This is a genomic window from Belnapia moabensis DSM 16746 (assembly GCF_000745835.1).
GTDB lineage: Bacteria > Pseudomonadota > Alphaproteobacteria > Acetobacterales > Acetobacteraceae > Belnapia > Belnapia moabensis.
This window is the reverse complement of record NZ_JQKB01000007.1, coordinates 50,501-70,847: the sequence shown is the minus strand read 5'-3', so window position 1 is coordinate 70,847 and position 20,347 is coordinate 50,501. Positions and strand designations below refer to the sequence as shown.

17 protein-coding genes are annotated in these 20,347 nt (G+C 70.1%); 9 read left to right on the top strand and 8 right to left on the bottom strand.

Going from position 1 to position 20,347, the window contains the following annotated elements; translation table 11 throughout:
- The 3 genes from EP26_RS36735 to EP26_RS34660 form a co-directional block, all read right to left on the bottom strand.
- Window positions 1–188 (bottom strand): helix-turn-helix domain-containing protein (locus tag EP26_RS36735; RefSeq protein WP_211259388.1); only part of this gene is annotated, 188 nt, incomplete at its 3' end.
- A 137-nt stretch (window positions 189–325) separates the two neighbouring features.
- Entirely contained in the window at window positions 326–1,996 is a 1,671-nt protein-coding gene (locus tag EP26_RS06395) for an L-lactate permease (protein ID WP_043337135.1), read from the bottom strand.
- Window positions 1,997–2,170 (bottom strand): hypothetical protein, encoded by a 174-nt coding sequence (locus EP26_RS34660; protein WP_157033423.1) that lies wholly within the window; start codon window positions 2,168–2,170, stop codon window positions 1,997–1,999.
- 17 nt (window positions 2,171–2,187) lie between these two features.
- Between EP26_RS34660 and allE the strand changes: the two genes are divergently transcribed.
- The 5 genes from allE to EP26_RS06370 are packed head-to-tail and all read left to right on the top strand — an operon-like array spanning window position 2,188 to window position 9,276.
- Complete coding sequence (gene allE / locus EP26_RS06390) at window positions 2,188–2,955, top strand: (S)-ureidoglycine aminohydrolase (protein WP_043337133.1); 768 nt, start codon at window positions 2,188–2,190, stop codon at window positions 2,953–2,955.
- A 2-nt stretch (window positions 2,956–2,957) separates the two neighbouring features.
- A complete protein-coding gene (locus EP26_RS06385) occupies window positions 2,958–3,842 on the top strand; it encodes a fatty acid desaturase (RefSeq protein WP_043337131.1) in 885 nt (294 codons plus the stop codon).
- Window positions 3,839–4,834: an alpha/beta fold hydrolase gene (locus EP26_RS06380; protein ID WP_043337128.1), complete on the top strand. Its 996-nt coding sequence runs from the start codon at window positions 3,839–3,841 to the stop codon at window positions 4,832–4,834. Before EP26_RS06385 ends, EP26_RS06380 begins: the two co-directional genes overlap by 4 nt.
- 39 nt (window positions 4,835–4,873) lie before the next feature.
- Window positions 4,874–6,091, top strand: coding sequence for an efflux RND transporter periplasmic adaptor subunit (locus EP26_RS06375; RefSeq protein ID WP_043337126.1), 1,218 nt, complete (start codon window positions 4,874–4,876; stop codon window positions 6,089–6,091).
- Window positions 6,088–9,276, top strand: a complete 3,189-nt coding sequence (locus EP26_RS06370) for an efflux RND transporter permease subunit (RefSeq protein ID WP_052388870.1) — start codon at window positions 6,088–6,090, stop codon at window positions 9,274–9,276. Before EP26_RS06375 ends, EP26_RS06370 begins: the two co-directional genes overlap by 4 nt.
- A 51-nt stretch (window positions 9,277–9,327) precedes the next feature.
- Here the strand turns inward: EP26_RS06370 and EP26_RS06365 are convergent, their stop codons facing one another.
- Window positions 9,328–11,250, bottom strand: a complete 1,923-nt coding sequence (locus tag EP26_RS06365; RefSeq protein ID WP_043337124.1) for a PAS domain-containing protein — start codon at window positions 11,248–11,250, stop codon at window positions 9,328–9,330.
- A gap of 46 nt (window positions 11,251–11,296) precedes the next feature.
- Window positions 11,297–11,638, bottom strand: a complete 342-nt coding sequence (locus EP26_RS06360) for a response regulator (protein ID WP_211259387.1) — start codon at window positions 11,636–11,638, stop codon at window positions 11,297–11,299.
- A gap of 223 nt (window positions 11,639–11,861) precedes the next feature.
- Here EP26_RS06360 and EP26_RS06355 point away from each other — a divergent pair, with 223 nt between their 5' ends.
- The 3 genes from EP26_RS06355 to EP26_RS06345 are packed head-to-tail and all read left to right on the top strand — an operon-like array spanning window position 11,862 to window position 14,718.
- Entirely contained in the window at window positions 11,862–13,094 is a 1,233-nt protein-coding gene (locus EP26_RS06355; protein ID WP_043337119.1) for an NAD(P)/FAD-dependent oxidoreductase, read from the top strand.
- Between the two features lie 26 nt (window positions 13,095–13,120).
- Window positions 13,121–13,441: a 2Fe-2S iron-sulfur cluster-binding protein gene (locus tag EP26_RS06350; RefSeq protein WP_043337116.1), complete on the top strand. Its 321-nt coding sequence runs from the start codon at window positions 13,121–13,123 to the stop codon at window positions 13,439–13,441.
- Between the two features lie 26 nt (window positions 13,442–13,467).
- Window positions 13,468–14,718 carry a cytochrome P450 gene (locus EP26_RS06345; RefSeq protein WP_043337114.1) on the top strand — a complete coding sequence of 417 codons (1,251 nt, stop codon included), beginning with the start codon at window positions 13,468–13,470 and terminating at the stop codon, window positions 14,716–14,718.
- 40 nt (window positions 14,719–14,758) lie between these two features.
- Here EP26_RS06345 and EP26_RS31725 read toward each other — a convergent pair whose 3' ends face one another.
- Together EP26_RS31725 and EP26_RS06335 are read right to left on the bottom strand one after the other, a co-directional pair.
- The gene (locus EP26_RS31725) at window positions 14,759–15,301 is read right to left on the bottom strand and encodes a DUF4142 domain-containing protein (RefSeq protein WP_052388868.1); all 543 of its coding nucleotides are present in this window, start codon (window positions 15,299–15,301) and stop codon (window positions 14,759–14,761) included.
- 144 nt (window positions 15,302–15,445) lie between these two features.
- Window positions 15,446–17,149, bottom strand: a complete 1,704-nt coding sequence (locus EP26_RS06335; protein WP_043337112.1) for an N-acyl-D-amino-acid deacylase family protein — start codon at window positions 17,147–17,149, stop codon at window positions 15,446–15,448.
- Window positions 17,150–17,251: 102 nt separating this feature from the next.
- Between EP26_RS06335 and EP26_RS06330 the strand changes: the two genes are divergently transcribed.
- On the top strand, window positions 17,252–18,694 hold the full coding sequence (locus tag EP26_RS06330) for an NAD(P)-binding domain-containing protein (RefSeq protein WP_043337110.1): 1,443 nt from the start codon (window positions 17,252–17,254) through the stop codon (window positions 18,692–18,694).
- Window positions 18,695–18,699: 5 nt separating this feature from the next.
- Here EP26_RS06330 and EP26_RS06325 read toward each other — a convergent pair whose 3' ends face one another.
- A complete protein-coding gene (locus EP26_RS06325) occupies window positions 18,700–20,181 on the bottom strand; it encodes a Dyp-type peroxidase (RefSeq protein WP_043337108.1) in 1,482 nt (493 codons plus the stop codon).
- Between the last annotated feature and the right edge of the window lie 166 nt (window positions 20,182–20,347).

Sequence of the window (20,347 nt, the reverse complement as noted above, 5' to 3'; positions counted from 1 at the left end):
CGGATAACCCAGTCCCGCAGCGTCTGCCGGGCCATGCCGACAATGCGGGCCGCCACCTCGCGGCTCAGACCCTCAAGGGCCGCCGCAATCGCCAGCAGGCGTCGCGCCTCCCGCAGATCTCGCTCCGCTTTCGCCAATCGACGCAACTCACCAGGCGGCATGTCTTCGCGGATCATCAGTGCCGGCATGGTCCATCCCCATATGCCATGCCAGCCGATGAATCACGTCCGTCCGCGTCGGATCAAGCCCCAAGAGGCAGACCTTCAGACGCCGGGTATTATGCCCTGGGCGTTTTTTCCACCCAGGGCGCTCGCTGGCCGGCTGGCTACCCGCCCACCACCATCGCGGTGAAGGGCCAGACATAGGCCTGCAGCATCACCAGCAGGCCGACCAGCACCGCCAGGCAGATCGAGTGGAAGAAGACGAAGCGCAGGATCGTCCCCTCCTGACCGAACCAGTTGGTCGCGGTGGAGGCGACGACGATGCTCTGCGCGTCGATCATCTTGCCCATCACGCCGCCCGAGGAATTGGCCGCCGCCATCAGCACCGGCGAGAGGCCGAGCTGCTGCGCGGTGATCTTCTGCAGCCCGCCGAACAGCACGTTTGAGGCGGTGTCCGAGCCGGTCAGCGCCACGCCGAGCCAGCCGAGCATCGTCCCGAAGAGCGGGAAGAGGAAGCCGGTGGAGGCGAAGGCCAGCCCCATCGTCGCATCCAGCCCCGAATAGCGCGTCAGCGTGCCGAGCCCGAGCATGGCGCCGATGGTGACGAGGCTGAGCCGCACCTTCCAGATCGTCCGCCCGTATTCGGCGATCAGCTCAAAGGGCGAGAAGCGCATCAGCAGCCCCGCGACGATCGACGAGAACAGGATGCCCGTCCCCGTCATTGAGAGGATGTTGAAGGCCCAGACGGCGGCTTCCGGCGTCGCCCGCTCCACCACCGGCGGTGCCTTGACGACGGCATTGTGCAGCCCCTCGATCGGGAAGCTCGTGGTGAAGATGCCGTTCAGCGCCGCCCGCACGCCGGGCAGGCCCCAGGCGAAGACGAAGACGGTGAGGATCAGCCAGGGCATCCACGCCCGCACCAGCGCGGCGCGGTCGAGCGGCGCATCGCCGAGCGGCGCGACGGCCGGCGCCATGCCCGCGCTCGGGTCGGCGCCGCGCAGCGCCGGGTTGGTCCAGACCTCCCGCGGCTGCCACACGCGGAGGAAGCCGACCAGGCAGGCCATGCAGACCAGCGCCGAGATCACGTCGACCAGCATCGGCCCGATATAGTTGCTGACCAGGAATTGCGGCACGGCGAAGCTGACGCCGGTGACGAGGATGGCCGGCCAGACATCCCGCATCGCCCGGAAGCCAGCGAAGGCCCAGATCAGCCAGAAGGGCACGATCAGGCTGAAGAAAGGCAGCTGCCGCCCGATCATCGCCGAGAGGTCATAGAGGTCGAGCCCGGTGACGGCCGAAAGCGCGATGATCGGCGAGCCCAGCGCGCCGAAGGCGACCGGCGCCGTATTGGCGATCAGCGACAGGCCGGAGGCGGCGAGCGGCGAGAAGCCGAGGCCGATCAGGATCGCCGCCGTCACCGCGACCGGCGTGCCGAAGCCCGCGGCTCCCTCGAAGAAGGCGCCGAAGGCGAAGGCGATCAGCAGCAATTGCAGCCGCCGGTCCGGCGTCACGCCCGCGATGGCTTTCTGCAAGATGGCGAAGCTGCCATTCGCCACCGTCAGCCGATAGAGGAAGATGATGTTCAGTACGATCCAGCCGATCGGGAAGAGGCCGGAGAGGATGCCGAGGCCCGCGGCCCGCACCGCCATCCCGCCCGGCATGCCGAAGACGAGGCTGGCGCAGAGCACGGCAACGACGAGGGCGATGATCGCCGCCCAATGCGCCGCGATGCGCAGGAAGGCGAGCGAGACCAGCATGATAACGACCGGTAGCGCGGCGACGACGGTGGAGAGGGCGATGTTGCCCAAGGGATCGTAAACCTGGGTCCAGGTCATTCAAACAGTTCCATGTTGTTCCCGGGGGTGCGTGACGGCGCGGCGGCCCGCGCGGGCATGAATGGCCCAGGCCCTTTCCAGCGGCAACATCACCTCCGCGCGGGGTGGCACCGCCGCGCCGAACGGCTTTGCGCCGCCGATCGCGATATGGAACAGATGCCCGGCGAGCCCCATCGGAGCCATCGAGAGCCATGCCAGTCTTCGTGCCCCCCGGCGTCATCGGCCACAACCGCAGCCTGGTCACGCGCAACTACGCCGTGCTGCCGCCGGAAGGGATGTTCCCGAGCGCCCTGCCCTGGCTGACCAAGGCCTCTGTCTTCTACCAGACCAGCCCGGTGATGGGCGCCCGCTTCGCCCAGGGGCGGCTCGAGGCCGAGCCCGGCGGCGGCACCACCGCGCCGCGCCAGGACGGGCTGGAGCATTTCCTCTACATCCTGGCCGGCACGCTCGACATCGCCGCCGACCAGGACAGCGCCAGCCTGGAGCCGGGCGGCTTCGCCTATATCCCGGCCGGGGCGACCTGGAGCCTGCGCAACAACGGGGCAGAGACGGCGAAGGCGGTCTGGATCACCCGTCCCTATGTCCCGGCCGAGGGCGTGGCCCGGCCCGACCCGCGCTTCGGCACGCGGGAGACAACGCCCGTCACCCGCGTCGACGACAGCGGCCGCTGGCGGCAATACCTGCTCGGCACGCTCGACATGTCCATGGACTTCGAGATGAACATCATGGGCTTCGACCGCGGCACGCATTTCCACTGCGTCGAGACCCATATCTTCGAGCACGGGCTGCTGATGCTGGAGGGCCAGGGCCTCCAGCTGCTCGACCGCGACTGGCACGAAATTTGGGAGGGAGACTTCATCTGGATGGGCTCCTTCGTCCCGCAGCAGTTCTACTGCACCGGCTGGGGCGGCGCGGCCTATCTGCTCTACAAGGATGTGAACCGGGAGGTCACCTTCTAGCCATGCAGGCCCCAGCCCCTTCCACGATGATGCATCTTTCGGCGCGCTCGGATGCGAAGGGGCTGCGCCAGCTCGCAATCCACCTCTCCCTGCTCGTAGGCGCCGGCCTGCTGGTGGCGCTGCTGCCAGGCTGGTGGAAGGCCCCGGCCGTGCTGCTGCTCGGCATCGCACAGGCGGCGCTCTTTGCCCCGCTGCACGAGACGGTCCATCACACCGCCTTCGCCAACCGCCGGCTGAACGCCGTGGTCGGCTGGCTGGCCAGCGCGCCCGGCCTGTTCAACTGGCATTTCTACCAGCAATTCCACCTCGCCCATCACCGGCACACCCAGGACCCGGCGAAGGACCCTGAACTCGCCCCGCCCCCGCCAACCCGCCTGCCCGGCTTCGTCGTGAAGATGCTCGCCCTCACCTATTGGCGCGCCCGGCTGCGGAACCTGTGGGACGGGCTGCGCGGCGACCTTTCGGCCTATTCCTTCATCAACCCGGCGACGGCGCCCCGCATCATCCGCAGCATGCGGGCGATGGTGGCGGTGCTGGCGGGCCTCGCCCTGCTATCCGCCCTGCTCTTCGGCTGGGAGGCGCCCCTTCTCTTCTGGGTCCTGCCGCAGCTCGTCGGCCAGCCCCTGCTGCGCCTCTACCTCTTCACCGAGCACACCGGCTGCTCGATGGACCGCAACGGGCTGACCAACACCCGCACCATGCTGACGACGCGGCCGATGCGCCTGCTGATGTGGAACATGCCTTTCCACGCCGAGCACCACCTCTACCCCTTCATCCCCTTCCATCGCCTTGGCGAGGCCCATGCCGCACTCCGCGGCCGGCTGGCCCATCTCCATCCCGGCTATGCGCGCTGGCATGCCGAGCACTGGCGGACGCTGCGCGCATGACGACGGCGGAGGGCGTCTTCGCGCTCGGCGACCTGCCGCTGCGCCGCGGCGGCGTGCTGCCGGATGCGAAGTTGGTCTGGAAGACCCACGGCACGCTCAACACCGCCCGCGACAACGTCGTCCTCTACCCGACCAGCTACGGCGCGCAGCATCCCGACCTCGAATGGCTGATCGGGCGGGAGGGCATCCTCGACCCGACCCGCTGGTTCATCGTCATCCCCAACATGTTCACGGGCGGGCTCTCCACCTCGCCCTCCAACTGCCCCGCCTGGCCGGGGTTGGTGACGGCCTGGGACAATGTGGGCGCCCAGCGCCGCCTGCTGCGCGAGGTCTTCGGCGTGGAGCGGCTGCACGCCGTCTACGGCTGGTCGATGGGCGCGCAGCAGGCTTATCACTGGGCCGCCGCCTACCCGGATGCGGTCGCCCGCATCGTCGTCAATTGCGGCAGCGCCCGCACCGCCGTCCACAACCAGGTCTTCCTCCGCAGCCAGATGGCCGTGCTGGAAGCTGCCCCCGAATATGACGGCCGCCACCATTTCACCGCCCAGCCCGCGGCCGCGCTGCGCGCCTTCGGCCGGGTCTATGCGGCCTGGGCGCTGAGCCAGGATTTCTACCGCGCCAACCTCCACCTGACGGCGCTCGGCGCCCCGGACCTCGAGACCTTCCTCCGCACCGATTGGGAGGAGCGCTTCGCCCGCCGCGCCGCCGCCGACCTGCTCGCCCAGCTCCGGACCTGGGATGCCGGCGACATCGCCGATGGCGGCGACCTGCCTGCGGCCCTGGCGCGCATCGAGGCGCGGGTCCTGCTGATGCCCTCGGCCACCGACCTCTATTTCCGCGTCGCCGACAACGAGGCGGAGCTGCCGCACCTGAAGCATGGTCGCCTTGCCGTAATCCCAAGCATCTGGGGCCACCGCGCCGGCAATCCGGGCCCGAACCCGGCCGATGCCGCCTTCATCAAGGCCGAGGTCCGCGCCCTGCTCGACGCCTGAACCGGTTCCGTGCTTATTCTCCTCCCGCCGGAGGCCAGAATGACGAGTGGAGACCGCGACGCCCGACCCTTGGCGCGCCGTAGGGCGCGGCTGGCGCACGCCCTGTTGGCCCTTGCCCTCCTCGCCGGCTGCGACAGCCATGAGGAGGAGCCGACCGCGGCCGATACCCCGCCCACCGTCTCCGTCATGCCCCCGATGCGCCGCGAGGTCACCGACTGGGACGAGTTCACCGGCCGCCTCGTCCCCGTCGAGCGGGTCGAGCTGCGCTCCCGCGTCAGCGGCTATCTTGACAGCATCGCCTTCATCGACGGCCAGGTTGTCCGCCGCGGCGATCCGCTCTTCCGCATCGACCGCCGCCCCTTCGAGACGGCCATCACCGATGCCGAAGCGCGCCTCGCCGCCGCCCGCTCGCAACTCATCCTCGCCGAGCGGGAATTCACCCGCGCCGGCAACCTGCTGCAATACCGCGCCGGCTCCGAGGCCAGCCTCGACCAGCGGGCCCAGGCGCTGGAAGCCGCCCGCGCCGCCGTCACCCAGGCCGATGCCGCCCTCCAGCGCGCCAAGCTCGACCTCGAATTCACCGAAATCCGCGCCCCGATCTCCGGCCGCATCGGCCGCCACCTGGTCAGCCCCGGCAACCTCGTCGCCGGCGGCGAGGGCAGCGGCGCCACCCTGCTGGCCGTCATCGTCACCATGGACCCGATCGATGTCAGCTTCGACATCGACCAGGCAGCGGCGCTGCGCTACGCCCGCCTGGCCGAGAGCGGCGGCCGCCCCTCCTCACGCGACATGACGAACCCGGTGCAGCTGGCGCTTGCCGACGAGACCGGCTTCCCCCGCACCGGCCGGGTCGTCTTCGTCGACAACGAGGCGGATGCCAGCACCGGCACCGTCCGCCTCCGCGCCCGCTTCGCCAATCCGCGGGACCTGCTGTTGCCCGGTGTCTTCGCCCGCATCCGGCTGGTCGCCTCCGCGCCCTACCAGGCGCTGCTGGTCCCCGACGCCGCCGTCACCACGGACCAGTCGCGCCGCGTGGTCTATGTCCTCGCTCAGGACAATACCCTGCAGATGCGCCAGGTGGAGCTGGGTCCCCTGCATGACGGGCTCCGCGTCATCCGCAGCGGCCTCCAAGGCGATGAGGAGGTCGCCGTGACCGGCCTCACTCGCGCCCGCGCCGGCCAGCAGGTGGCCCCCATCCGCCCCGCCCCGGCCCAGGCCAGATCGGAACTCGGCCCGCCGATGGCGCCGCGCCCATGAGCAATATCGGCGTCATCTCGGTCCGCCAGCCGGTCCTCGCCTGCGTCCTCTCGCTGGTGCTGCTCATCATCGGCGGCCTGTCGATGCTCTCGCTGCCGATCTCCGAATATCCGGACGTCGCGCCGCCCACCGTCGTCGTCGCCACCAACTATCCCGGCGCCTCCGCCCAGGTCGTCGCCGACACCGTGGCGACGCCGATCGAGCAGGAGGTGAACGGCACCGAGGGCATGCTCTACATGTCCTCGCAATCGACGGCCGACGGGCGGATGACGCTCACCGTCACCTTCCGCCTCGGCACGGACCCGGACCGGGCGCAGATCCTCGTCCAGGGCGCCGTCTCCACCGCCCTGCCCCGCCTGCCGGAGGAGGTGCGCCGCTGGGGCGTCACCACGCGGAAGATCGCCACCGATCGGTTGATGATCATCTTCGTCACCTCGCCGGACGGCTCCTACGACCAGCTCTACGTCTCGAACTTCGCCCTGCGCCAGGTGCGCGACGAGCTGCTGCGCATCGACGGCATTGGCGACATCGACATGCAGGGCGCCCGTGACTACGCCATGCGCGTCTGGCTCGACCCCGGGCGGATGATGGCCAACAACATCACCGCCGAGGACGTGATCGCCGCCATCCAGGCTCAGAATGCCGAGATCGCCGGCGGCCAGATCGCCGAGCCGCCCGTCACCGGACAAGCTTTCCAGCCCAACCTCACCTTCCGTGGCCGCCTGGCCGACCCGGCGGAGTTCGAGCGCATTGTCGTCCGCGCCGGCGCCGGCGGCCGCCTGCTGCGGCTGCACGACATCGGCCATGTCGAGATCGGCGCCGCCTCCTACACCACCGGCAGCACGCTTCAGGGCCGCCCGGCCGTGGCGCTCGCCATCACCCAGCGCCCCGGCTCCAACTCGCTCGACACGGCGCGGCTGATCCGCGAGCGGCTGGACGCCATCACTCAGAACTTCCCGGCCGGCATCAAGGCCGAGATCGCCTACGACCCGACGCGCTTTGTCGCCGAGAGCGTGCACGAGCTGGCGCAGACCATCGGCGAGGCAGTCGTCCTTGTCGTGCTCGTGGTGCTGCTCTTCCTGCAGAACTGGCGGGCGGCGATGATCCCGATCCTCGCCATCCCGGTCTCGTTGATCGGCACCTTCGGCGTGATGATCGTGCTCGGCTTCACCCTCAACGTGCTGACGCTGTTCGGCCTGGTGCTGGCGGTCGGCATCGTGGTGGACGATGCGATCGTCGTCGTCGAGAATGTCGAGCGTCACCTGGCCGAGGAGCCCTCGCCCGCGGCCGCGGCGGAGCGCACCATGCTCGAGGTCGGCGGCGCGCTGATCTCCATCGCCCTGGTGCTCTGCGCCGTCTTCGTCCCGACAACCTTCCTCGACGGCATCACCGGCCGCTTCTTCCGGCAATTCGCCATCACCATCTCGGTGGCGACGGCGCTGTCCTGCTTCTGCTCCCTCACCCTCAGCCCGGCGCTCGCCTCGCTGATCCTCCGCCACCACCCGCCGAAGACAATCCTCCGGCCCAGCCGCTTGCGCCGCCTGGTCACCGCCCTGCTCGACGGCTTCAACCGCGGTTTCGACCGTCTGGCCGATGGCTATGGCGCGCTGACCCGCCGCCTTGTCCAGCGCACCGGGCCGATGCTGGCGCTCTATGCGCTGCTGATCGGCGGGGCGGGGTTCCTGCTGGTGACGGCGCCGCAGGGCTTCGTCCCGGCGCAGGACCGCGGCTATGCAGTCGTCTCCATCGAGCTGCCAGGCGGCGCCTCGCTCGCCCGTACCACCGCGGTCGTCGAGCGCGCCGCCGCCATCGTCCGCGACATCCCCGGCATCGCCAGCGTCTCGGCCCTGTCCGGCATCTCCGGCGCCACCAACACCGCCGGCAGCAACCAGGGGACGCTCACCCCCGTCTTCGCCCCCTGGGAGGAGCGCCTGCCGCACGGCATTACCTCGGCCAGCATCCTGCGCGAGCTGCGCCGCCGCCTCGCCGTGCTGGACGAGGCAAGCGTGCTCGTCATCCCGCCGCCCGCCGTGCCCGGCCTCGGCAGCGGCGCCGGCTTCGCGCTGCGCCTCGAGGACCGCACCGGCCGCGGCACCGCCATCCTCGCCGCCGCCGCCGAAGATTTCGTCGCAGCCCTGCGCCGCGTGCCCGGCCTCGGCGGGGTCTACACGCCCTTCCGCATCGACGCGCCGCTGATCGCCGTCGATATCGACCGCAGCAAGATCGAGATGCTCGGCGTGCCCGTCGCCCGCCTCAGCCAGAGCATCGAGACGCTGCTCGGCTCCTCCTACGTGAACGACTTCACCGCGTATGGCCGCAACTGGCGCGTCGTCGCCCAGGCCTCGCCGGAATACCGCCGCGAGCCGGGCGACCTCTCCCGCCTCTTCACCCGCAACAGCGACGGCCAGATGGTGCCGCTGGCCAATGTGATGACGCTCCGCGACATCACCGGCCCGCAGCGGGTGCCGCGCTACAACCTCTATCCCTCCGCCGAGGTCGCCGGCGAGATCCTGCCCGGCACCGGCTCCGCCGCCGCCATCGCCGCCATCGATCGCCTGGCGCGGCGGACCCTGCCGGACGGCATCGGCTTCGACTGGACCGACCTCTCCTACGAGCAGACGCAGAGCGGCAATGCCGGCCTGCTGGTCTTCCCGCTCTGCGTGCTCTTCGTCTACCTCGTGCTGGCGGCGCAGTACGGCTCCTGGAGCCTGCCCTTCGCCGTCATCCTCATCGTGCCGATGTGCCTGCTGACCTCAACGCTCGGCGTCCGCATGCTCGGGCAGGACGTCAACATCCTGACGCAGATCGGCTTCGTCGTGCTGGTCGGGCTGGCGGCGAAGAACGCCATCCTCATCGTCGAATTCGCCCAGCAGCGCGAGGACGAGGGCGTCAGCCCGATCGAGGCCGTGGTCGAGGCCTGCCGGCTTCGCCTCCGCGCCATCCTGATGACCTCGCTCGCCTTCATCCTCGGCGTGCTGCCGCTGGTCATCGCCAGCGGGGCCGGCTCCGAGATGCGCCGCGCGGTCGGCTCCGCGGTGTTCTTCGGCATGATCGGGGTGACGGCCTTCGGCCTACTCTTCACCCCGGTCTTCTACATGGTGATCCGCCGCATCGTCGGCCCGCGCCGCTCCATCCTGCGGCAGATGACGCGCCAGCAGCGCCGCCGGCCGCGGCTGCCGGGCTGACCCATCCCCGCAAAGCCGCCTGATGGCTTTGCGGGGCAGCGGTACCGGCGCTCAGTAGGCCAGCCGCGCCAGCGGCACCTCCAGCCTGAGGGTCAGCCCCTCCCGCGCCCAATCCTGCGCGATGGTCCCGCCGAGCTGGGTGATGGCGCCCCGCTCCGCCAGGATAGTGCCGAAGCCGCGCCGCTCCGGCGGCCCCGCCACCTCCGGCCCGCCGCGCTCCCGCCAGGTGAGGCCGAAGCGGTCGCCGATCCGCTCGCCGGTGATGGCGACGCCACCCTCCGGCCGCGACAGCGCGCCGTATTTGGCCGCATTGGTCGCCAGTTCATGGAGGATCAGCGCCAGCGAGGTCGCCGCCTTCACCCCGACCGGCACGTCGTCGCCCGAGAGTTGCATCCGCCCGGCCTCCTCGGCGCCATAGGGCGCGAGCAGGGTGCCGAGCAGCCCCTTCAACGTCGTCGCGGCCTCGGTCGGCTGCGCCTCGCCGTTATGCGGCCGCACATATTCGTGCGCCCGCGCCAGCGCCTGCAGCCTGCGGCGGAGGGTGGCGGCGAAGCCCTTCACCTCGGCCGAGGCGCCGGAGGCGGAAAGCGAAACCATCCCGCCGATCACGGTGAAGATGTTCTTGATGCGGTGCGACAGCTCCTTCGCCAGCAACTCCTGCCCTTCCTCCGCCCGCTTGCGCTCGGTGATGTCCACCACGGCGCCGGAGAAGCGGCTCGGTCGCCCATCCGCATCCTGGGCGCAGCGGCCGCGGGCGACCACCCAGTGTGTCTCGCCGCCGGGCGGCCACACCCGGTACTCTGCCTCGAAGGCGTCGCCCGTCGCCATCGCCCGCTCGATCTGCTGCCGCACCCGGTCCCGGTCCTCCGGCTCCACCGCCTCGAACAGCAAGGCGATCGGCACCCCAGCCGTCATCGCCGCCGGATCCTGGCCAAACATCCGCGCATAACCCGCATCCGCGGTGACGCGGTCCGCCGGCACGTCCCAGACGAAGGTGCCGATCATCTCCGCCGCGCCGAGCGCCAGGCGGAGCCGCTCCTCGCTGAGGCGGAGCCGCTCCTCGGTCGCCTTGATGTCCTCGATATCGGTGCAGGTGCCGAACCACCGCTCGATCTTGCCCTCCGCATCGCGCACCGGCATCGCGCGACCAAGCGTCCAGCGATAGGCGCCATCGGCGCGACGCAGCCGGTATTCGATCTCGTAGGGCTCGCCCGTCTCCAGCGAGTGGCGCCAGCGCTCCCAGGCGCGTGGCTGGTCCTCCGGGTGGAACATGCCGTTCCAGCCGGCGCCGTTCGTCGAGCCGAAGGGCACGCCGGTGAACTCGTACCAGCGGGCATTGTAGTAGTCGTGCGCCCCGTCCGGCCTGGTGGACCAGACCATCTGCGGCATCGCATCCGCCAGCACGCGGAATTGCCGCTCGCTCGCCTCGCGCGCGGCCAGCGCGCGGCGCAGTTCCAGCCGGGCCATCACTTGCCGCGCCAGCACCTGCAAGGCGAAGCCCTGCAGCGCCGTCAGCCCCTCCGGCCGCGGCCGCCGGTCGATAACGCAGAGCGTGCCGAGCGGAAGCCCGTCCTCCGTCTCCAGCAGGGCCCCGGCATAGAAGCGGATATGCGGCGCCGCCGTCACCAGCGGGTTGCCGGCGAAGCGCGGGTCGGTCGCGGTGTCGGTCACGACGAAGAGGCCCGGCTGCAGGATGGCATGGCCACAGATGGAAACGTCGCGCGGCGTCTCCCGCACCCCTAGCCCCACCTCCGCCTTGAAGAATTGCCGGTCCTCGCCGAGCAGGCTGACAAGCGCGATCGGCGCCCCGCAGAGCTGCGCCGCCAGTTCGACAACCTCGTCGAACTCCCGTTCGGGCGGCGTGTCGAGGACCTTGTAGCTGTCGAGGACGGAAAGCCGCTTGGTCTCGTCCCAGTTACGGCCATGCGACCGGTAAGGCTCGGCCTCGTCCGCCTGGCCTTCGAAGGCATTCATCGCCGCACTTTCAATATGTGTCTACCATGTACCAAGTCGCACCAAATCATAGCCCTGGCGAGAGCTTCGCTCGTAATGTGTGCTCGATCTCAGCCGGATCGTACGGTTTGGGGACGAAAGGAACGGACCGCAGCGCGGGCGGCAGCTCATCCGGCCTCGAGCCCGAGACGAAGGCGAAGGGCAGGCCCTGTGCATGCAGCGCCACGGCCAGATCGTAGGTCTTGCCGTCCAGCACGTCGATATCGAGCAGCGCGACATCGAAGGCGGCACTGGCGAGCGCCCGTTGCGCCTCACGCACCGAGGCGGCGAGGGCGACCTGGGCACGCCCTTCGGCCAGGCCAAGCACGATCTCCTCGAGATCGAGCGCGACCATCGGGTCGTCCTCCACGATCAATATCCGACGCGCATGCATGATGGTCCTCAACGCTCAGGCACCGCCGGGGCAGGCTTCACCTATCAATACGCGAACGCACTGCCGGTCCTTTGGCCTCCCGGCATGACACGGATGTGAAGCCTCCTCGGACCTCTCCCCACCGTCACAGGGTTTCCTTGACGCCATCCGTCCCGCCATGCCCATCCTTCCGGAAAGCGGATCAAGGAGAGCGTGCGCGGTGAGCCAGGAGGAGGCAGGCATCGTCATTGCCGGCGCCGGCCATGCCGGCGGCTCGGCCGCGGCCTTCCTGCGTCAGTATGGTTGGAAGGGGCCGATCACCCTGGTCGGCGAGGAACCCCTTCTGCCTTACCAGCGCCCCCCGCTTTCCAAGGCCTGGCTGAAGCGCGAGGCGACGGCCGACAACCTCGCCCTCCGCCCCGAGCGCTTCTATACGCAGCAACGCATCGCCACCCGTCTCGGCATGCGGGTCACGGCCATCGACCGCGACGCCCGCCGCCTCGCCCTCGCCGACGGGACGAGCCTCCCCTATGACCGGCTGATCCTGGCGACCGGCGCCTCGCCCCGCCGCCTCGGCCTGCCCGGCGAGACATTGCGCGGCGTGCTCGCGCTCCGCAGCGCCGCCGATGCCGACGCCCTGGCGGCCGTGCTCGCCCCGGGGCACCGCATCGCCATCATCGGCGGCGGCTATATCGGCCTCGAAGTCGCCGCCTCCGCCCGCGCCCTCGGCGCCAGCGCCGTGGTGATCGAGCGCGAGGCCCGGGTGCTGGCCCGCGTCGCCGGCCACGCCCTCTCCGCCTTCCTCGAATCTCGCCACCGCGCGGAGGGCGTCGAGCTCCTGCTCGAGGCCGCCGTCGAGGCGATCGAGGGCGAGGCCGGCGCCGCCACCGCGGTCCGCCTGATCGACGGCCGGCGCATCCCCTGCGATGCGGTCCTGGTCGGCATCGGCGCCGTCCCCAATGACGCGCTGGCCGTGGCATGCGGCCTCGAGGCCGGCGGCGGCATCACCGTCGACCTCGCCGCCCGCACCTCGGACCCGCTGATCCACGCCATCGGCGACTGCACCCGCCGCCCGCTCCCCCTCTATGGCCGCGAGGCCCGGCTGGAGAGCGTCCCCAACGCCATCGAGCAGGCGAAGCAGGCCGCCGCCGATATCTGCGGCCGCCCCGCCCCGATCCCGGAGGTCCCCTGGTTCTGGTCGGACCAGTACGACCTCCGCCTGCAGATCGCCGGCCTCGCCTTCGACCCGGCCGAGGCAATCCTCCGCGGCGAGCCGGAGAGCGGCAGCTTCGCCGTCTTCCACCTCGCCGCCGACCAGCGCGTGCTGGCGGTGGAGGCGGTGAACGCGCCGGCCGAATTCATGGCGGGGCGCATCCTGGTGTCGAAGCAGCGGCAGGTGGCGCCCCACCTGCTGCGCGACGCCGCGATGCCGCTCAAGGACCTCGCCATCTAACGAAGAGACTGGAGGAAACCACCCGCATGCCACAGGTCACCTATATCGAGCACAGTGGCACCGAGCACCGGATCGAGCTGGAAGCCGGCAAGTCGGTGATGCAGGGCGCCATCGACAACGGCATCCCCGGCATCGATGCCGATTGCGGCGGCGAATGCGCCTGCGCCACCTGCCACGTCTATGTGGACGAGGCCTGGCTGGCGAAATGCGGCACGGCAGGCGAGCAGGAGGCCAGCATGCTGAGCTTCGCCGCGACGGCCGAGCCCAATTCCCGCCTATCCTGCCAGATCACCATGTCGCCCGAACTCGATGGCCTCGTCGTCCGCATGCCGGAGGCCCAGCACTAGAACGAAGCAAGAGAGAGGAGCCGGCCATGAACGCCCCCGTCGACCTCGACCACGCCCGCATCGCCGCCACCACGCCGCTCGACCGGCTGGACCCGAGCAACCCGGCGATCTTCCGCGACGATGCCTGGCAGCCCTATTTCGCCCGGCTGCGCCGCGAGGCGCCGGTGCACTACACGGCCGAAAGCATGTTCGGCCCCTTCTGGTCGGTCTCCACCTACAAGGAGATCATGCAGTGCGAGCTGGCGCACAAGGTGCTGTCCTCCGACAGCCTCCATGGCGGCATCACCATCCGGGACCGCGACAAGTCGCTGCGCCTGCCGATGTTCATCGCCATGGACCCGCCGCAGCATGACGAGCAGCGGAAGGTGGTGCAGCCCATCGTCGCCCCCGCCAACCTGGCGAAGCTCGAGCATATGATCCGCGAGCGCGCCATTAGCATCCTTGAGGGCCTGCCGCGCAACGAGACCTTCAACTGGGTGGACCGCGTCTCCATCGAGCTGACGGTCTCCATGCTGGCAACGCTCTTCGACTTCCCGCAGGAGGAGCGGCGCAAGCTCTCCCACTGGTCGGATTGCGCGACGGCGCTGCCCATGCCGGGCGGCCTCATCGAGAACGAGGAGCAGCGCGAGGCCGTCTTCGCCGAGATGCTCGGCGCCTTCATGAAGCTCTGGAACGAGCGGGTGAATGCCGAGCCGCGCCCCGACCTCATCTCCATGCTCGCCCATGGCGAGGCGACGCGGAACATGACGCCGCGCGAATTCATGGGCAACCTGATCCTGCTGATCGTCGGCGGCAACGACACCACGCGCAATTCGATCAGCGGCGGCGTGCTCTTCCTCAACGAGAACCCGGCGGAATACGACAAGCTCCGCGCCAACCCCGCGCTGATCGAGACCATGGTGCCGGAGATCATCCGCTACCAGACGCCGCTCGCCCATATGCGCCGCACCGCGACGGCGGATTTCGAGATCGGCGGCAAGACCATCCGCGCCGGCGACAAGGTCATCATGTGGTACATCAGCGGCAACCGCGACGAGGCCGCGATCGACCAGCCTGACCGCTTCATCATCGACCGGCCCCGGCCACGCGGGCACCTGTCCTTCGGCTTCGGAATCCACCGCTGCGTCGGCAACCGCCTTGCCGAACTGCAGCTGAAAATCCTCTGGGAGGAGATCCTGAAGCGCTTCCCGAAGATCGAGGTGGTAGGGCCCGCAGAGCGCACCTACTCCGCCTTCGTGCACGGCATCACCAACCTGCCGGTGCGCATCCCCGGCTGAAGCGAAGGGGCGGCGGGCCTTCCCGCCGCCCCGGTCCGCGTCAGCCCCGCTGGAGCATCATGCCCAGCTCTTCCAGCATGGTGATGTGCTGCTGGATCGACATGCGGGCCAGGACCGCGATGTGCTGCCCGTCCGTGCTGCGGTTGGTGTTGTCGAGATAGCCCTGCTGCACCAGCAAGGCCTCGCGGTGGCTCAGCAGCTGCCCCTGCACATAGGCGCGGTCGAAGGCCGGGCCCGAGAGGGACCGCAGGCTGGTCAGCACCGCCTGGTGCTCGGCGTCGAGCGGCACCGGCGGCGGGTTCGCCGTATTGGTCATCACTTGCGCCAGCGCGGTCTGCTCGGCGATCTCGAAGGTGGCGAACTGCTTCACCTTCAGGTTCTCCGACCGCTCCAGCGCCAGCTGGCTGGTCTGCTTGGCGAGCGTGCCGTTCATCAGCGTCATCGCCGTGTGCTCGGTGGCGGAGAGGGTGCGCACCGTCCCCGGTGTGACCAGCGGGGCGGTCTGGGCGATGGCGGTTCCGCGCAGCAGCGGCACGGCCGCGCCGGCTGCGGCAAGTCCGAGGATCGCATGGCGTCGGTTCATCGGTTCGGCTCCGTTTGGCTGTGGCAGGCGCGCAACGCGCCGCCTCTTTCGCGCAAACGGGCCGGTCCGGCAGGGGTTCATCCACTCCTGCGAACGAACCTTCGAAACCTGTTCACTCCGTAACCCTGTACGGCAGTCGCTTCGTCAAGCCCTCGCGCCGCGCACAAGCCGCCCGGGCAGCGCCCCGGTCGGCTCGCCCTCGCGCGAAACGACCTCGCCATGCACGATCGTCGCCACATACCCCTCCGCCGTCTGCACCAGACGCTTGCCGCCGGCCGGCAGGTCGTAGCGCAGCTCCGGCACGCGGATCTGCAGGCGGCCGTAGTCGATGACGTTGAGGTCCGCCCGCTTGCCGACCGCGATCAGCCCACGGTCCGCCAGCCCCAGCGCCAGCGCATTGTCCCGCGTCAGCCGTCGCACCGCGAAGGGCAGCGGCAGCTTCGGCCCGCGCACCCGGTCCCGCGTCCAATAGGCGAGCATATGCGTGGTCGAGGAGCTGTCGCAGATGATGCTGACATGCGCCCCGCCATCGCCGAGCCCCATCAGCGTCTGCGGATGCTCGACCATCTCCCGCACCGCCTCCAGGTCGCGGTCGGCGTAGTTGATGATCGGCCGGTTGAGGATCGCCTTGCCGTCCCGCTCCATCATCCACTCCCAGCACAGCTCGGCCGGGTCCCGGCCCTGCTGCGCCGCGATGGCGCCGACGCTGGTCTCCGGCCGCGGCTCGTAGTCCGGCGGGTCGCCGAGGCGGAAGATCATGTCCCAGACATTCAGCCGGTCCCGCAGCGCAGGGTCCGGCACCTCCTCGGCCAGGATGCGTGCCTTGAAGGCCGGATCGCGCAGGACCTTCATCTTCTCGGCGAAGGGCAGCTTCGCCACCGCCTGCCAGGACGGCCGCGCCATGAAGGGATGCTGCGACAGCTCGAAGCCGAACATCAGCCCGACCGGCCGCGCCATCACCTGCCCCGTCATCGGCACGCCCGCCGCATTCGCCGCCTCGATCTTCTCCAGCAGGAAGCGCCATAGCCATGGCCGGCTCTCCCGCTGCAGCAGCGAGAAGGTCATCGGCCGCCCCGAGGCCGCGGCGATCCGTTGCAGCCGCGCGAACTCGTCCTCCGGCTCGTCGAAGTCGGAGATCACCTGCAGCCAGCTCGCCCCGGCCTCGCCCGCCGCGCGGCCGATCGCCTCCAGCTCCGGCTCGGGTGTGCCGAGGGTCGGCGTATGCGTCCCGTCCAGCGTCTTGTGCGCGATGGCGCGCGAGGTGGAGAAGCCGAGCGCCCCGGCGCGGATGCCCTCCGCCGCCAGCCGCGCCATCTCGGCGATCTCCTCCGGCGTCGCCTCGGCATAGGCCGCCGCCCGGCTGCCCATCACATGCACCCGCAGCGGCGCATGGCACACCTGGGTCGCCACATCCATGTCGTAGCGCCGGCTGCCGAGCACATCCAGGAATTGCGGAAAGGTCTCCCAATTCCAGGGCAACCCCTCGGTCAGCACCACCTCCGGCAGGTCCTCGACGCCCTCCATCAGCTTCACCAGCGCCTCGCGCGCTTCCGGCCGGCAGGGCGCGAAGCCGACGCCGCAATTGCCGATCAGCGCCGTCGTCACGCCGTTGAGCGAGGAGCTGTCGAGCCGGCTGCTCCAGGTCGCCTGCGCATCGTAATGGGTGTGGATGTCGACGAAGCCCGGGGTGACGATCATCCCCTTGGCATCGATCTCCTCAGTCCCCCGCGCGGCGACCTTGCCGATCTCGAGGATATGCCCCCCGCCCACGGCGATATCCGCCTCATAGGGCTCGCCGCCGCTGCCATCGACGATGGTTCCGCGGCGGATGACGAGGTTCGGCTCCATAGCGGCTTCCTCCGGTGCTTTGCCCGCAGCCTTGGTCGGGCGACCGCCCATGTCAACCATGGCGCAGCCCTTGCTAGGATCGAATGATCAGGAGCCCGCCGCATGCCCGCACCCCGCACCCTTCTCGACCTGGAACAGGACGTCGCCCGCGACCTGGAGCTGACCGCCCATCCCCGCGCGCCCTGGCTGGTGCCGAAGACCTGCGGCGGCGCCCCGGTGCTGGATGCGCTCATCATCGGCGCCGGCCAGGGCGGCCTCGCCGTCGCCCATGCCCTGAGACGGGACAAGGTGGAGAATATCCTCGTCGTCGACCGCGCCCCCGAGGGCCGCGAGGGCCCCTGGGTCACCTATGCCCGCATGCGCACCCTCCGAAGCTGGAAGACGCAGATCGGCCCGGACCTGAAGCTCCCCGCCCTCACCTACCAGGCCTGGCACGAGGCGCAGTTCGGCGCCGCGCATTTCGAGGCGATGACCTGGATTCCGAAGGAGCTCTGGCAGGATTACCTGCTCTGGTTTCGCCGCGTCACCGGCATCCCCGTCCGCAACGGCGTCTCGGCCGGCGCCATCACCCCCGCCCGCACCGACGACGGCCTCCCCTGCCTCCGCATCGAGAGCAGCGATGGCCCGCTGCTGGCCCGCAAGGTCGTCATCGCCACTGGCCAGGAAGGCGTCGGCGCCTGGTGGATGCCCGGCTTCGTCGGCGCCCTGCCGAAGCCGCTCCGCGCCCATGCCAGCGAGGCGATCGACTTCGCCGCCCTGCGCGGCAAGACCGTCGCCGTGCTCGGCGCCGGCGCCTCCGCCTTCGACAATGCCGCGACGGCGCTGGAGGCCGGCGCCGCCGAGGTCCACCTCTTCTGCCGCCGCGCAGAGCCGATGATCATCCAGCCCTATCGCTGGCTCACCTTCGCCGGCTTCCTCCGCCACATGCACGAGATGACCGACGAGTGGCGCTGGCGCTTCATGAGCTACATCCTCGGCCTGCGCGAGGGCTTCCCGCAGGACACCTATGCCCGCGTCCTCGCCTTCCCCAATTTCACCATGCATGTCGGCCGCAGCTGGACCGATGCCCGCGCCGAGGACGGCCGCGCCATCCTCTCGACCGAGCGAGGCCCCTTCACTGCCGACTACCTCATCTGCGGCACCGGCACCCGCATGGACCCCGCCCTGGTGCCGGAACTCGCCGCCTGCGCCCGCAACATCGCCCAGTGGCGCGACCGCTACGCGCCCCCGCCCGGCGAGACCCCGCCCGAACTCGCCGAGCGCCTCGGCGGCTTCCCCTACCTCGCCCCCGACAGCAGCTTCCTCGAGAAGCAGGCCGGCGAGACGCCATGGATCCGCGACATCCACCTCTTCGGCATCGGCACGACCATGTCCTTTGGCCCGGCCGGCGCCTCGATCAACGCGATGAGCATCGCCGCGCCGCGCGTCGCCGCCGGGGTGACGCGCGGCCTGTTCGAGGCGGACCTGCCGCGGCTCTACGAGGACCTGCTCGCCTACGACATCCCGCAGGTGACGCTCGATCCCGGCCGCATCGCCGCCGAGTAGCAGGGCTACAAGCCAACCTCCCGCAGGAAGGACCGCGACGGCGCGAAGAAGTACTCGCCGCCCTGCATGCGCACGAAATCCGCGAAGGAGAAGGGCACCATCGGCTTGCCCCCTCCCACCGGCCAAAGCTGCGTCCGCGCCGCTTCATCCCCGCCCTGGCCGATCACCGGGTCGATGCCGGTCGGCTCCTCGCCCTCCTTCAGGCCGCGCAGGAAGCGTGGGTTGTTGGCCCAGATCTGCTGGGTGAACTCGAACTGCCCCTCGATGCTCGCCATATAGGCCATGAAGAGCAGGCCGACCTCGCCCTCCGGCTCCTGCCCCGCATCCCCCTCGAAGTCGCGCACCGTATCGCCGAAGGGAATGCCCCGCCGCGCCATGATGTGGCTTCGCTCCGCCGGCGCCCCGGGCGGCAGCTTCGCCGTGCTCTCGCCTCGCGGATTGGTCTTGCGGATATGCGCCTGGAAGGGGCAGCGCATCCCCTCCGGGTCGTTCGCATAACTGAAATTATTCGGGGGCGGCGCCTGCGTCGCATTGTTGGACAGCACCACCGGCGTCCCATCCTCGAACCGCCCGACAACCATGGCGCCGGCCAGTTCCGCATCCTCCTCAGGTAGCTGGAGCGCCTCGGCCAGCGCCTCCTCCCGCCGCTTGAAGGCCCGTACCCGCTGCTCCAGCTTGCGGAAGACGAAGTAGCTGCCCGCCCCCAGCGGAGTCCTGGCGTTCGGGTCCGCCAGGATGAATTGCGAGGGCGGGAAGGCCGGGTCGAAGCCGGTATCGGCCTCAACCGGCGCAGGCTCCTCCGCATAGGCCGCCGCCTCCCGCTCCAGATCCTCGGCGAGGAAAAGCGGCTGGCTGCGGCCATCGACATAGCCGAAATGCTCGACGCCCTCGGCCGGGCCGCCGGGCCGGAAGGTGCGGAACTGCGCCCGCCCCCGCTCCACCCCGAGCACCCTCGCCCCGCTGCCATTCAGCCAGCCCTCGGCCGCCTCCAGGTCGCGCGTCACCGCGTCGAAACTGGAATTCGCCAGCAGGATCATCGCATCAGGCGCCGGGTTGCCGGGCCGCCAGGCGCCCTCGCCCCACTCCTCCGCCGGCGGGTCCGCAAGGGTCGCCTGCCGCGCGCGCATCCCCGCCTGGAAAGCCGCATCCCCCGGCATCGTCGCCAGGTTGCCGAGCGCCCGATAAGCCCCGGCGCCGAGCAGCAGGCACCGCACCGGCCCGCCATCGAAGCCCGGCCCGGCGCTGGACCGCGCCGTGCAGAGCTGCTGCAGGGCGGAAGTGACATAGCCCGACAGGTCGCGCAGCAGCCGCGCCACCGCCTGCGCCCCCATGCCCTCGAAGCTGACGAAGATGTTGCCGGTGAAGTGCCGGCCATGCCCCTTCAGAATATTCGCCTGAAGGTCACGCAGGAAATGCCGCATATCCGGGTCCGTCGCCTGCGTCATCCAGCGGATCGGCGATTGCAGCAGAGTGTTGAGATCGGCCATGGCAAGTCCTTCCTTCCCTGACAACAAGGCAGGCAGCACGCCCCATCCGGCCACGCAGGCCGGTGTCCGTCATCGATCATCGAGATAGGCCAAGGCACTTCGGCGCCCGCCGCGCCACCGGCCCAGGCCGGCGGCTATTGCGATTTGCAGCGGCATGGAGAGGGTT